Origin of the sequence: Streptomyces sp. WZ-12 (assembly GCF_028898845.1) — a bacterium.
In the GTDB taxonomy this organism is placed as follows: domain Bacteria; phylum Actinomycetota; class Actinomycetes; order Streptomycetales; family Streptomycetaceae; genus Streptomyces.
Genome location: NZ_CP118574.1, coordinates 8,232,661 through 8,246,353, shown reverse-complemented (window position 1 = coordinate 8,246,353; position 13,693 = coordinate 8,232,661). Strand labels below are relative to the sequence as shown.

The window sequence follows — 13,693 nt, the reverse complement described above, 5'->3', positions numbered from 1 at the left end:
CACTCACGGAGCCGACATGCGCGATTTTCTCCGCAACAACCCGGTAATGGTTCGCTCCATCATCGTCGCCCTGCTGTCCCTCCTCGCGACCGCCGTTCCGGCCTTGGCCGACTTAGCCGTCAACGAAACCGTGGTCGGCGTCGGAGTCGCCCTCGCATCCGTATGGCTCGGCCTTGACGCTCACCAACGCGTGACGCCAACACACAAAATCCCTGACCCCGACGACAACGCGCAGGACTGATTGCTTCAGGCCATGGCGTACAAGCCCTTACCAGCCCCGCCCGGTAGGGGCTACAGCCTTGCCTCGGGCCTGCCCCCGGAAAAGCGCCGTGTGGCTAGATTCCGTTGACATCAATCAACTCACGTCCGTCGCACCAACGTTGCACCGTGCGTCCGTCGCCCAGAAGCGGGCGACGACCAAACTCCGGCAGACGATCGACTGCAGGTCGGTCGAGAACCACTGGCAGAGCGGATTCGCCACCGAGGGCCCTTTCCGGACACGGGAATGAACCCATCTGTCGTCAAATTCGGCCAGCAATCACCCTCGGATCCGATGGAATGCGAGCCGCCGCCAACCCCCGGATGACACAGGTTCATTGGACGCACGGGCCGTATGTCGTCACGCGGTGGTTTGACGACGGGCGAGGCGGCTTCGAGTGGGCCGGCTCGCCGCGGTCAGGCTTGCGCGGTGGGGCGGACGACGATCTCGCTGACATCGACGCCGTCGGGCTGTTCGATGGCGTAGCCGATGGCGGAGGCGATCGCCGAGGGTGGCATGGCGATCTCGTCCCGCTGCCGGGTCATCGCGGCCGCGACCTCAGGGCTGGCCCCCTTGCCGATGCCTTCGGTGTGGGTGAAGCCGGGCGAGACGAGGGTGACGCGCAGGTCGGGCCCCGATTCCTGGCGCAGGCCCTCGGTGAGCACCTTCACCGCCGTTTTGGTGGCCGCGTAGACCGCCTGGGGGGTTTTGACGACGTAGGCCGCGGTGGAGGCGACATTGACGAACTGTCCGGAGTGCTGCTGCCGGAAGATGGGCAGCGCCGCCCCGATGCCGTTCAGCAGGCCCGTGATGTGGGTGGCGACCATGGCGTCCCAGTCGTCCTGCCGCAACTCGTCGAACGGCGAGACCGCCATGGTGCCCGCGTTGGAGACCAGAACATCGAGCCGGCCGAAGCGGTCAACACCCGCACCGGTCAGGCGCTTGAGGTCCTCGCGGCGTGTGACATCGACGACGACGCCGACGGCCGAGCCGCCCTGCGCCGTGATCCGATCCACCACCGCGTTCAACCGATCCTCCCGCCGGGCTCCGAGTACCAGGCGGGCCCCGCGCTCGGCGAGATAGGTCGCCGTCGCCTCCCCGATGCCGCTGCTGGCACCCGTGATCGCGACCACCTTGTCCTTGATGCCTGTCATGTTTCCGTCCTTAGCGAGGTGCATGGAGGCCGATGCCGTGCCCTAGAGTGGAACTGGGGGCGCCCCCAGTTGGTGTCAGATTAAACGGGCGCGCCTCCGGTTAGCAAGAGTGGAGAGTCCGGGAAGGGATGACCAGCGCTATGACTGAGGGAGCGCAACGGCCGTTGCGAGCTGACGCGCGGCGCAACCGGGAGAAGATCCTCGCGGTGGCAGCGCGCACCTTCGCGACGGAGGGGCTCGGCGCCCACCTGGAGCGCATCGCCAAGGAGGCGGGGGTCGGCAGCGCCACGCTGTACCGCAACTTCCCCACCCGTGAATCACTGGTCGAGGCCGTCTACCGCAATGAGGTGGCCCAACTGTGCGACGCGGCCCCCACGCTGCTGGCAGCGAAGCCGCCCCTTGACGCCCTGCGCGCCTGGGCCCGCCTCTTCTTGGACTACGTGACCACCAAGTACGGCATGATCGACGCCCTGCGTGCCATCGCCGCGACGGGGAACAACCCGTACGGTCACAGCCGGGACATGATCCGGGCCGCCCTGAGTACCCTCATGGAGGCTTGCGTAGCCGCCGGTACGATCCGCACCGACATCAGCGCCACCGATGTCAGCGTCGCTCTCGAAGGCATCGCCCTCACCTCGGCGAGCCCCGAACAACGCGAGCAAGCGGAGCGCCTGCTCGACCTGACCCTGGACGGCCTGACGACCCGTCCATGACGGTCGGCAGCCGGGCTGTAGCGCCACCGGAGGCAAGGCCTCACCCCGTGCCGGCGCAGGGTCAGTTGAGCGGCAGGCCCAGAGAGCGCAGCGTGCCTGGTGAAACGTCAGCGCCTTCGAGTGCATCGGCGAGACGCAACGCGTGGTCCGCGATGACGAGGTCGCGGGGCGTCTCGGGAACTGCGACGCCCGCACGTGCCAGGTATGCGGCGATCTTGCGCCAGGAGTAGAACTCCGTGCCGTCCGTTCCGGACTCCGGATCGGGGAATCCGCCGGGTCCGCGCCGGCCCTTGGCGAGTTCAACGAGCTCGTGATGGCCGCGCCCGCAGCGCTGTGCGGCCTCCTCAAGGGTGACGATGTCGCCGTACCGCACGCCAACGGCGCGCAGCCCTGGGATGAGCCGGATGTCGCGGGCCACCTGTGCGACGGCGTCCAGCAGCGTCGGCGATTCGATGTCGCACGACAGCTCCCTCAGCGCCTCCGGGTCCGGAGCGTGCGCATACGCCTCGGAATTGTCGGGCCCCAGGGTGTAGGAGACCGAGCCGTCGGCGAAGGCGTCGCAGTGGTCGAAGGCATCGGCCTGCCCTGGGGTGAGGGGCTGATTGATCAGGAGGGTGAAGCTCCACTCAGACACAGCGCGATGTCCTTTCAGTGCCGGTGGTCCCTGACGAAGCGATCAATACGCTTCGCCTCATTACCAGGGTTCTTCGGAGTGCCCGAGACAACATGGCGTGCTCCGCAAGAGCAGCACACCACCCACCCCCATCGATGCCCATTCTTATCAGGCACTACCTGGCAGCCAGCGCTCCTGGCCCGGTCAAGGGCCGCCGCAACATCCCCGTCTTGGTGCCGTCCCTTGGAAATCACGCGCGGCACCCTACTCAGCACAGCATCGAGATCGCAGCAAGTAATGCACGGCGATAACGAACTCCAGCCACGACCGGCCGCCCCGGATGCATCAACTCCGCTCCTGGCTGACGGACGCCTGCCGAAGATCGCGAAAGGAACTTCTCCCCAGCTCCTGGGAGAAAGCCGAGCCGGTATGGGGCCCGGGCCATCTACCGTGATTTCGGGGCGCGTTGACACGATCGGTCAACGCAAGGGGACCGAAACGTAGCGTGGGGCCACCTGTCAACCCAGTCGACGGTTCCACGCCTCATGGGGAGTCCACCGCCACCAACCACCACGCGGGCACTGGCCTGTTACACCGCTGGATAACCGCAGCCCGGGATATGTCACCCGGCCGGGTGATCTCCCGATGAGTGGAGTTCTGCGGGTTCAGGTACGAGGCGAGGATGGGCGGCATGATCAACGCTTGTGTCACTGACCTTCCGCTTGTAGAGGCCGAGTTCGGGCTGACCTCGGGGTCCGGGCAGCCGGATTCCCGACTGATCGCGACAATCGAATCGGCCCAGGCGGCTTTCGACGCCGAACGTGCAGCGATCACGTCGACGTCGTTGGAAATCTACCGGCGGGCCTGGCCTGTTTGCCCATCGATCACCGTGCTGCACGCGGCGGCCGAGCCCGTCCTGCGGCAGTGGGTGACCACAGCGGTGGAGTGCCTGCAGCAGGTGGTACGGAGCTACCCCGGCGACGCACAGGTGCAGGACCTGCTCGCGGTCCCGGCACCGTTGCACCGCTGGGTCATGGAGTGTCCCGAACCGCACCGGCTGCGCGTCGACTTCTGCCGCCTGGACCTCTTGGGCGACACCCTGGGCACCACGAAGGTACTGGAGTTCAATGCGAGCGGCCCCGGCGCCGCGCTGTCCTTCGGCATGCTCAACCGGCTCTGGCGCCAGTCCGATCTGGGTACCGAGCTGGAGGGCACGGCCCGGACCCCGTTCGAGCACCCCGAGTGGTTCGCCGACTGGTTGATCGACTACGGCCGGCGGCGGGGCCTGTCCGAAGAGGACACCCAAGACATCGGCATCTTCCACAACGCGCGCAGCGCTGCCCACGAGTTCGGGATCATGGATGCGCAACTGCGGCGGCGCGGCCGGACTCCGCTGGTCCTGCGGCCCGACGAGGTGGGGCGGGCGGACGAGCTGCGTCTGGGGTACTTCAAATACATTCCGCACGACTTCCACGAGCCCACCAAGTGGGACGACTTCTGCTCCCGGGTCACCAGCGGGTCACTGGTGATTCCCAATGTCCTCGCCGAGCGCTTCATCGCGGAGAACAAGCTCTGCCTGGCCGTGCTCTCCGATCCCCGGTTCCGGCACCTCTTCACCCCCGCACAAGCCGCGGCCCTGGACGCCCTGGTCCCCTACAGCCGCAAACTCGGGGACGGCATCACCTGCGCGGAGGCGATCGCGGCGCGCGAACAGCTCGTGCTCAAGGCGCCCTACGGCTCCCGGGGCCAGCAGATCGTCATCGGCACCCACACCGCCGCCGCGGAGTGGGAGTCCGCCGTGCGCGCGCCGCAGCACCAGGGCTGGTTGGTCCAGCAGCGCGTCAACGTGCCGACCGTGCCCGCCGAGCAAGGGCACTACTTCCGGGACTTGGTCGTCCCCGTGCTCGACGGGCAGGTCATCGGCTACGGAAGCCGGCTGAGCGCCGACCCCGTCATGAACGTCGCCCGCGGCGGAAAAATGGCCGCGGTCTTCGCCCCCATCAGCACGACGTAACGGCCGAACCGCCCTGCTTCAGCGCGAGCATGCCCCGGGTGAGCTGATCGAGCGCCATCCGGGGGCTCGCCAGGAGCAGTTCCTCCGGTACGGACAGCAACCACTCACGGGCCCGGTCCTCGCGATCGGCCGGAACGCCGAGCACCGCCCGGTAGTAACCGAGGTGCAGGGGACCGCGGTTGGCGGGGTTGCCCGGGAAGGGGCGCAGCTCGACTCCGGCCGGAACCGGCGGCAGGACGGCCTCGTTGCGTACCGGCAGCTCCAGCGCCACCCGCTCGGCCCGGCACGGCGGCGGGGGTTGCCCCAGGGCGGCGGCGACGTGTGCGGCGTGCGGGTCCACGTCCGTGCTCGTCCAGCTCAGATTGGTCATGCCGCTGAGCCGTCCGTTGATCTCGATGAGGTGCAGCCGCCCGTCGTCGCCGACCGCGAAGTCGAGTTGCCACGGGCCCGCCGGACCGAAGGCGTCCACGATGTCCTGGACAACCTTCAACAGCTCTTCGTGCGCCTGGTCAGGCAACGGCGCCGGCGCGACCCGGACCCGCTTCCCCGGCGCGCAGTCACCGTCGAGCCGCCCCATGGAGGCGACAGGCCAGATGACCGTGCCCGATGGAGTGGTCAGCAGCTCAACGCCGAACTCCTCACCCTCGACAGCCTCTTGCACCACAACGGGATACCTGACTTCCCGGCACACCTGCTGCAAGGACTGGCTGTCCGCCACGTAATGGCGGCCGGCGAACGGCTCGCTGCACGCCTCCTTGACGACGGTGGGCAGCCCGATCGAGCCAGCGGCGGCCAGCAGGGCCGCCGGCGCGTCGCAGACAACCCCGCGCGGCGCCGGCCAGTGGCGCTGCCGCGCGACGGAGTGGAGCCACACCTTGTCGGTGGCAAGCCACGCGAAGTCCTCGGAGTGGGCCAGCATCCGGTGCCCCGTCGACCGCCAGGTCGCCCCCACCCGGGCGTATACAGGCAGCAGGCGTTCCTGGCCGATCTGGCCCATGTTCGCAACGGCGAGGTCCGCGTCGTACTCGCGCAGGAGCGACAACAGACCGGCGTCGGTCAGTTCGGGCGGTAGCTTCCCGCACACGGCCCCAGGGCCCAGGAACGCGTCCAGATCCACGAACCCCAGCACGACCACCTCCGCTCCGGCGCGCCGGAACGGAGGCACCATCCTGTCCGCACGGTGCTCGCCCAACAGGACAACTCGCATATGACCTTCCGCAATCAGGCGCAAGGGCCCGGCAGCGGCAAGCACCACACCCCCGCACCGTCCCGTGAGGGTGCGACGAACATGGCGGCATCCCCGCGCGGGCCGAGGACGGATAGAGAGAACCCGGTACTTGTAGCAACCTCGACCTCGCCGGAGCCGGCGATTGTCCGCTGCCTCACCTTCCCGGGTGACCCGATTCCTTCCCTGCCCATCCCTGCTCCCAGCTCAAAGCCGAAGGCGAAGGAGGGCGTTGGCCCCGGCCTTGCCGCCACCGCGATCGGCGTTCTCGCCTCCCTCCGGTCGGGGCGCCAGGCCGCGAGGGTCCCCATGCTCACGGCCATCACCACGGACACCGCATGACGGCCGAGCGCCCCGCGAGGTCCGGCCCCCTCCACCACGCGCCGTGGCCGTACGCGAACAGGGCCAGGGCCCGCCGTCAGCACGGCACCGTCCCGGGCGACCGAGGCGCCGCTGCGCCCGCTACTTGGCGGGCTTGCCGGGCTGGTCGTGGGTCGAGCAGTGGATGCCGCCACCGCCCGAGGCGATGGTGTCGATCTTCACCTGCACGATGTCGCGCTGGGGGAACTGGTCCTGCAGGATCCCCTTCGCGCGGTCGTCGGCCTTGGCGTCGCCGAAGCGGGGGATGAACACCGCGCCGTTGGCGACGTAGAAGTTCGCGTAGGTGGAGACGAAGGCATCGCCCCGGCCGGTGATCTGGTCGAGGTCGGGCTGGGGCAGGTCGACGACCTCAACGGGCTTGCCACGGGCGTCCGTTGCGTCCTTGAGTACCGACCTGGCCTGGTCGGCAGCGCGTGACCAGACGTCCGGGGGGCTGTCGGGGAAGGCGCGGTCGACGAGGACGACGCCCGGCGCGGTGAACCGGGCGATGCTGTCGACGTGCGCGTCGGTGATGTCCTTGCCGCGCACGCCGGCCAGCCAGATCACCTTCTCGATGCCGAGACTGCTCTTGATGTCGGCCTCGATCTGATCGCGGCTCTTCCCCGGGTTGCGGTTCTCGTTGACCACCGAGCTCTCGGTGACCAACAGGGTCCCCTCTCCGTCCGTCTCGAAGGAGCCGCCTTCGGCCACCAACGGGGCCCTGGTGCGCGGGATGTCGTACTTCGCGAGAAGGGTGCGGCCGACCTGGGCGTCGTTGTGGTGCTCCTGCTTGTTGCCCCAGCCGCTGAAATTCAGGTCAACGCCCAGGATGCCGCCGGAGTCCTCGACGAACACGGGCACGGTGTCCCGCGCCCACAGGTCGTCGACCTTGAGGGGGATCACCTCGGCCTGGGAGCCGCATGCCTGTTGGGCCGCGGCCTGCTGCTCGGGGCGAGCCATCAGCACCACGGCTTCGTACTCGCCGATCGCGCGGGCCACGCGCGCGATGTCCGCCCGCACGGACGGGAGTTGATCCCCCCAGACCGACTCCAGGGCCGGCCAGGACATGAAGGTACGGGTGTGACTGTCCCACTCGGCGCCAAAGCGTCGCCCCGCGGTCTTCGGTGAGGCGGCGGAGGAGCCGGCTGTTTGCGGGGTGTCGCGCGGACCACAGGCCGCCGTTCCGAGGGCGAGGGCGCCGATGCCCGCGAAAGAGCGCAGGACGTTCCGGCGGGACATGAGGGTCTTGGGCACGGAGAACTCCGAATACAGCTAACGAGCCCGCATTCAGGGAGAACTGATCCTGAATCAGGGGTCCTGAGGATGAAGGGTATGGGACGGTCGTGGCGATTTCCGACAGGTGCGGATGGGTGCCTGGCTACGGAATGGGTTGGTGCATGGTCGAGCAGTGAATTCCCCCGCCGCCGCCCATGAGGCGGTCGACGTCCAACTGGACGACCTCACGTCCGGGGAACGCCTCGGCCAGGGTCCGGCGGGCCGCGGCGTCGGTCCTCGCGTCACCGAACTGCGCGGTGATCACTCCCCCGTTGACGAGGTGGAAGTTGAGGTACGAGTCCACGAACGTCGAGCTGCGCGAGCGTACGGTGTCCGGCCCGTCCACGCGGATCACCTGGAGACGCCGCCCCTTCGCGTCGGTCGCGGCGGACAGGACGGCGAGCTGCTCGCGGGCGTCCCTGGCCCAGACGTCGCGCCGGTCGCCCGGCGGCACCTGCACCATGACGACACCGGGGCCGACGAAGCGGGAGGTGACGTCGATGTGGTTGTCGGTGATGTCCCGACCACGCACACCCGGAACCCAGATCATCTTCTCGGCACCGTATGCCGCCAGGACGGCCTCTTCGATATCGTCCCTGCTCATCCCGCGATTGCGGTTCTTGTTCACCAGGCTGCTTTCGGTGGCCAGTACCGTGCCGTCGCCATCGGTTTCGATGGCGCCGCCTTCCCCGACAACGTCCGCCTCGGTGAACGCGATTCCGTTCAGTTCGGCGACGGACCAGGCCACTTCGGCGTCGTCGTCATGCGCTTGCTTGCGCCCCCAGCCGTTGAAGTTGAGACCGACGGCATCGAGGTTCCCCCGGCCGTCGCGCCGGAAGACGGCACAGGTGTCCCGCATCCAGAGGTCGTCCGTGGGGATCGAGTCGATGACGGTGACGCCGGGACCGCAAGCGGCCTGCGCGACCTCGGCGGTGGTTTCGTCCGGCGCACACATGATCACCGGCTCGTACGCCGCGACCGTGCGGGCGATCAGGGCGATGTCCTGTTGGACTCCCGTGAGGTGGCGGCCCCAGATGGACCTTCGCGACGGCCACGACATCCAGGTCCGGGTGTGCGGAACGTCGTCGGCCGGCACGCGCCAACTGAAACCTCCCGCGCTGTTGGGCAGGGCCCCTCGCGACGGACGCGGACCGAGGAGGGCATCACGCAGCCACTTACCTACGGGGAGGTCGTTCATGGGGCTCCACATCGCATTCATGAGGCCGGGCGGCCGTTGACCGTCTGGGCTGGTCGGACCGGAGGAGGGGACGTTCCCGCCACTGCCGTCCGAAGACATGCCTGCGTGCCGACGACGTTTGCCGGCGGGATCGGCTGTGGCCCTCACCCCGCCTACGCTCCTCAATACGGTCGCGACGGCGCGTGGTGCCTGAGCCTGGGCGCATCGGCAGGGGCCCGGCATCACCGCTCCCCACTCCCCTCACTCTGACACTGACTGAATTTTCAGTCAACCTCTTCGGTCAACCTCTGCCAGACACGTCTCCCCGTAGCTCCGGCCTGAGGTCAGCCCATGGGAATGCCCGCTCCTACTGGCGCCCCAACCGCTCCAGCTCCGCGTCGACGGCGTCCAGCACCAGCTCACGGGCGTGCTCCAGAGGCAGGATGCCGCTGAGCCAGCGCATGCTGAGCCCTTCCACCAGACCTGTCAGCCGCTCGGCGGCGACGGTCAGGCTGGAGGCGGTGGCCATGGGACGTATCCCGCCCAGCAGCGCGGCGATCTCCTGGACCCAGACCAGCGTGGCCTTGGCCAGGTCCTCTCTCAGATGGGGCTCGAAGATGGCGCTGGCGCGCAACTCCCCCCACGCCGTGCTGTTCTCTCGGACGACCTCGTCGTCCTGGAGTTCCAGGAGCAGGGTCTGCTCCAGCTCCTGCCGGGGGGTGAGGGGGGCGGCGTCCGGGTCACGATCGGTGGTGTAACTCCCGGCGCGGTCGTTGATGAACTCCATGGTCCGGCGGAGGATGCCGGCCCGGTCCTTGAAGTGGTAGTAGATCAGCGCGGTGGACACGCCGGCCTCGGCGGCCAGCTCCTCGACCCGCAGCCCGCGGACCCCGCGCCGGGCGATGACCCGCGCGGCCGCTTCCATGATTGTTGTTTTACGGTCACCCACGGTCGCTCACCTTAGCTGTCCCTTCGTCTCGCTCCCCCAACATCCTATTGACTGAAACTTCAGTTAGCATCAGGCCGCTGGGCGGGCATCCAGCCTTCCCTCGATCGACCCTCCGTGGGGCCGCGATCGCCGCTCCCTCGCGAAAGAGCCAGCACATGACCTCCGAGCATCCCGGCGCGCTGCCCACCTCCGCGGCTCTGGCCGTCGATGATCCAGAGGAGATCGGCGGGTACCGGCTGCACGCCCGGCTCGGCTCGGGCGGCATGGGACATGTGTACCTGGCGTACACGCCGGGCGGCCGCCCGGTGGCCCTCAAGGCGGTGCGGTCGGAACTCGCCGGGGATCCCGAGTTCCGTCACCGCTTCGCCCAGGAGGTGTCCAACGCCCGGCGCATTCACGGTCTTTACACCGCCCAGGTCATCGACGCCGGTGTCGATGCCGTGACTCCGTGGCTGGCGACGGCCTACGTGCCCGCCCCCTCACTGCACGAGGTGCTCCGCCGGCACGGTCCGCTGCCGGTGCGGACCGTACTGCTCCTCATGGCGGGCATCGCGGAGGCCCTTCAGTCGATCCATGGCGCCGCGGTCGTCCACCGGGATCTCAAGCCGGCCAATGTGCTGGTGGCCGCCGACGGCCCCCGGGTCATCGACTTCGGCATCGCGCGTGCCGCCGACGCCGTCGCCCTGACCGGCGCCGGCCTGCGGATCGGCACACCCGCCTTCATGGCTCCCGAGCAGGCCCTGGGGCGGATCGCCACCCCTGCCACCGACGTCTTCGCACTCGGCGCGTTGGCCGTCTACGCCTCCGGCGGCAGACCCCCCTTCGGCGACTGCCCCGAATCCGTCGCCCTGTACCGGGCGGTCCACGAACCGCCCGACCTCTCCCGCGTACCGGTCGAACTGCACGACCTGCTGGGGCAGTGCCTGGCGAAGGACCCCGCCGCGCGGCCCACGACCACCACGCTCATCGAGGCGGTGCGCCGCCACCCCGCCGTGGGCGCCCAGGTGCGGTTCACCGAAGGCTGGCTCCCGACCGCCGTTCGTTCGGAGTTGAGCCGCCACCACGAACCCTCCGCACCACCGGAGTCACCACACGCACAGCCGACCGTCACCGCCACCTCCGTGCCCCTCCCCCAGCCCGCAGGGTCCAATCCCGCCTTGCCTCCACCCCCACCGCAGCGCCGGAGCAGGCCCGTTCGCTGGTTCGTCCTGGCGGTGGCCACCGCGCTGCTGCTCGGCGGCGGTGCGGTCTACTACTTCGACTACCCCGCCGAGGATGCGGCCCCGTCCACCGCATCCGAGCAGTCGGAGGAGGCTCCCGAGGACGCCTACCGCCCCGGATACGCGGGCGTGGAACTCACCTCCCCGGATGCGAGTTACGAGTTCGACCTGCAGAACGGCAAGGTCGTTCCGGAGTCCAGCGCCACCTGGTACCTGTCCCGCACAGCGACCGCTTTCGCGATCCCCGAGGACAGCGACGCGTTCATCGCCCCCGGTGACAGCCTGACCGTCGGTGGCTGCCTCTCGGGGATCGACAACAACCCGGTGACTTCGCTGAAGTTCAGCGAAGTCGAAGACCAGCACCCCTTCTGCGTACGCAGCGCCAACGGCCGGGACATCGCGATCGTGCGGCTGGTCGAAGCCGTTCCCGGAGGCGGCTCGGTGACGGTCTCCCTCAGCCACTACCGCAACGACGACTGACCCCTCCGAAACCTCCAGTCCCTCCGACGCCAGGAGACCAGATGCCTGGTCGCTCCTTCCAGTTCGGAGGCGCACCTCATGCATTGACTGATTTTTCAGTCGGCGGAAACGGGCCACGCACTTCCGCACTCTCATGGACCAACTCGCCGCGGGAGACGCGTCGTAGCTGGTGTGGACCGTCGATCTGCCTGTTGGTCGTCCGAGGCTCCTGCCCGGCGGGCGTGCGGTAGCTTGCCCGCCATGACCGAACTAGGAGCCGTCGCCTGGCCACCCGCCCCGATACGGACCGAGCGGCTCGTACTCCGCGCATCCGAGGCCCGGGACCGTGCGACGTTCATCGAGCTGTTCACCTCACCGGAGGTGAACACCTACCTGGGCGGCTCTCGACCGCGTGAGGAGTGCGAACGCAAGTTGCCGGAGACGCCGGAGCGACGCCCCGGCCTCTTCGCGATCGAGCTCGACGGAGCGATGATCGGCACCGTCGAGCTCAACCGGCGTGACGCGGAGCATCGCAGTCACGTCCGTCCAGATGTCGGAGAGGCCGAACTCGGCTACCTGCTCCTGCCGGAGGCTTGGGGACACGGGTACGCCGCCGAGGCGTGCGCGGCGGCGCTCGACTGGTTCGCCGACGAGCTCCCCGACGAGCCGGTGGTGCTCTACACCCAGACCGCCAACGACCGCTCGATGCGCCTCGCTGCGACGCTGGGGTTCACGGAGGTGGAGCGGTTCCAGGCGTGGGGCGCCGAACAGTGGATGGGCGTGCGGCTCCCGGTCACACCACCCGCATGAGCTCACGCCCGCCAGGCCAGCGCGACGGATGGCATCCGCCGCCGCCGAAGTCCGCCTGAGATCACGGGTGTTGCAGGCGTTTCATGATCAGCGACACATAGTCGTTGATGTCGGCTCGCAGGCAGGCGTCCTGGCTGTGCTTGCCGTTGCAGCCCGCAGCCCACGCGCTGCCGTTCCCGTAGTCAACCAGGTGGTACGGGATGCCCGCCGCACGCAGGTTGGCGGCGGCCCGCAGGGTCGTCTGCTCGACCTCCTTCTCGGCCAGAGCCAGGACCGGATCGACCGTCAGATTTCCGCCGTTGCCGGTGTACATCGCCACGCCCATGCCGCGCAGCGCTCCGACGTGCTGGGCGGGGCTCGCCTTGTTCCAGCCGGCGTCCAGGGGCCACACCGGCGGCCCGAAGATCGTGCCAGGCTTCTCAAGAGGCGTACCGAACGACGGGAGCAGGCTGCTGCCGACCACAGCGGCCCGCATCACCGGATCATCGAGATCGAGATCGCCGGAGAAGCTGCCCACGTAGCTGAACAGGTCCGGCCGGTCCTCGGCGTAGTGGAAGGCGCCGAAGCCGCCCATCGAGTGTCCGACGATCGCCCGGCCCGCCCTGGACGGGATGGTCCTCAGGTTGGCGTCGATGAAGGGGATCACCTGGTCGAGGTGGAAGCTCTCCCAGTTCTGCCGACCCCGTGAGCCGGGGTTCACCCAGTTGGTATACCAGCCGCGGCCGCCGCCGTTCGGCGTGACGGTGATCAACGGGCGGCCCTGGGTGGCCCGTTCGAGCAGGTTCAGGTACCGGAGGGCGTTCGGCCGCTCCGGAGCGCCGTGCAGCATGTACAGCGCTGGGTAACGGGTGGCCGCGGCGCCGTTGTACCCGGTCGGCACGGTGACCATGAGGACGTGCTGGCCCGAGACCTGGCCCTGCATCGCGTCGTAGACCGGGACTTCGGTGGACTTGACCGTGAGGACGAACGTCCGCTTGCCCACCCACTTCGGCTGGCTGACCACGGTGAGCCCGAATCCGTCCGCGAAGTGGGGCGGGACGGTTGCCGCACGTGCGACGGGCGCGACACGTTCGACCGGTACCGCACCTGCGGCGGGCGCGGCACGTGCGGTGGGCGCAGACGGGCCGAGCATGGCGGTGAACAGGGCGACCAGAGCCACGAGTTCAACGGCCCGGCTGCGTAACACAGCCTTGGGTTGGCTGTTCATACCGATCCCCCTATGACGTTTTCGGCAAGGTGCGGTGGCACCAGCACTTGTGCGCTGTGGTGCCCGGGCGACAGCGAAACATCCGGTCGGGCTCCCGTGCCCGCACGGCGACTCGCCAACTCGACGGTAGTGCAGGCCACTTCGGAGTGGAGGAATGTTCACAATTCCTTGCGCGCGTCCCCGCAACGGCACGCCGCCCACGCACCGGAGAGGCATGACCGTACGGCACAGCCCCACTTGTGTGCCGCAGAGGGGCGT

General features: G+C 68.7%; 12 protein-coding genes. 5 read left to right on the top strand and 7 right to left on the bottom strand.

The features are described 5' to 3' along the window. Nucleotides 1–16: 16 nt before the first annotated feature. Nucleotides 17–241, top strand: a complete 225-nt coding sequence (locus tag PV796_RS36165; protein ID WP_274917976.1) for a hypothetical protein — start codon at nt 17–19, stop codon at nt 239–241. A 434-nt stretch (nt 242–675) separates the two neighbouring features. On the opposite strand, the gene PV796_RS36160 is transcribed toward PV796_RS36165, so the two are convergent. Further along, the gene (locus PV796_RS36160) at nt 676–1,413 is read right to left on the bottom strand and encodes an SDR family oxidoreductase (RefSeq protein ID WP_274917975.1); all 738 of its coding nucleotides are present in this window, start codon (nt 1,411–1,413) and stop codon (nt 676–678) included. A gap of 140 nt (nt 1,414–1,553) precedes the next feature. Here PV796_RS36160 and PV796_RS36155 point away from each other — a divergent pair, with 140 nt between their 5' ends. Next, a complete protein-coding gene (locus tag PV796_RS36155; protein ID WP_274917974.1) occupies nt 1,554–2,126 on the top strand; it encodes a TetR/AcrR family transcriptional regulator in 573 nt (190 codons plus the stop codon). A gap of 61 nt (nt 2,127–2,187) precedes the next feature. On the opposite strand, the gene PV796_RS36150 is transcribed toward PV796_RS36155, so the two are convergent. Then, the gene (locus PV796_RS36150; RefSeq protein ID WP_274917973.1) at nt 2,188–2,760 is read right to left on the bottom strand and encodes a hypothetical protein; all 573 of its coding nucleotides are present in this window, start codon (nt 2,758–2,760) and stop codon (nt 2,188–2,190) included. Nucleotides 2,761–3,628: 868 nt separating this feature from the next. Between PV796_RS36150 and PV796_RS36145 the strand changes: the two genes are divergently transcribed. Further along, the gene (locus PV796_RS36145; protein WP_274917972.1) at nt 3,629–4,753 is read left to right on the top strand and encodes a hypothetical protein; all 1,125 of its coding nucleotides are present in this window, start codon (nt 3,629–3,631) and stop codon (nt 4,751–4,753) included. Here the strand turns inward: PV796_RS36145 and PV796_RS36140 are convergent. From PV796_RS36140 to PV796_RS36125, 4 genes are all read right to left on the bottom strand, one after another. After that, on the bottom strand, nt 4,740–5,921 hold the full coding sequence (locus PV796_RS36140; protein ID WP_274917971.1) for an ATP-binding protein: 1,182 nt from the start codon (nt 5,919–5,921) through the stop codon (nt 4,740–4,742). The two genes, PV796_RS36145 and PV796_RS36140, sit on opposite strands and share 14 nt — an antisense overlap. Nucleotides 5,922–6,440: 519 nt before the next feature. Beyond that, a complete protein-coding gene (locus PV796_RS36135; RefSeq protein ID WP_274919360.1) occupies nt 6,441–7,577 on the bottom strand; it encodes an agmatine deiminase family protein in 1,137 nt (378 codons plus the stop codon). Nucleotides 7,578–7,716: 139 nt separating this feature from the next. Then, entirely contained in the window at nt 7,717–8,709 is a 993-nt protein-coding gene (locus PV796_RS36130) for an agmatine deiminase family protein (protein WP_274917970.1), read from the bottom strand. Nucleotides 8,710–9,157: 448 nt separating this feature from the next. Next, on the bottom strand, nt 9,158–9,715 hold the full coding sequence (locus tag PV796_RS36125; RefSeq protein WP_274917969.1) for a TetR/AcrR family transcriptional regulator: 558 nt from the start codon (nt 9,713–9,715) through the stop codon (nt 9,158–9,160). A 179-nt stretch (nt 9,716–9,894) separates the two neighbouring features. Between PV796_RS36125 and PV796_RS36120 the strand changes: the two genes are divergently transcribed. Both PV796_RS36120 and PV796_RS36115 read left to right on the top strand, forming a co-directional pair. Continuing rightward, nucleotides 9,895–11,439: a serine/threonine-protein kinase gene (locus PV796_RS36120; RefSeq protein WP_274917968.1), complete on the top strand. Its 1,545-nt coding sequence runs from the start codon at nt 9,895–9,897 to the stop codon at nt 11,437–11,439. A gap of 240 nt (nt 11,440–11,679) precedes the next feature. Continuing rightward, nucleotides 11,680–12,228, top strand: coding sequence for a GNAT family N-acetyltransferase (locus PV796_RS36115; RefSeq protein WP_274917967.1), 549 nt, complete (start codon nt 11,680–11,682; stop codon nt 12,226–12,228). A gap of 61 nt (nt 12,229–12,289) precedes the next feature. On the opposite strand, the gene PV796_RS36110 is transcribed toward PV796_RS36115, so the two are convergent. After that, nucleotides 12,290–13,435 carry an alpha/beta hydrolase gene (locus tag PV796_RS36110; RefSeq protein ID WP_274917966.1) on the bottom strand — a complete coding sequence of 382 codons (1,146 nt, stop codon included), beginning with the start codon at nt 13,433–13,435 and terminating at the stop codon, nt 12,290–12,292. Nucleotides 13,436–13,693: the final 258 nt, after the last annotated feature.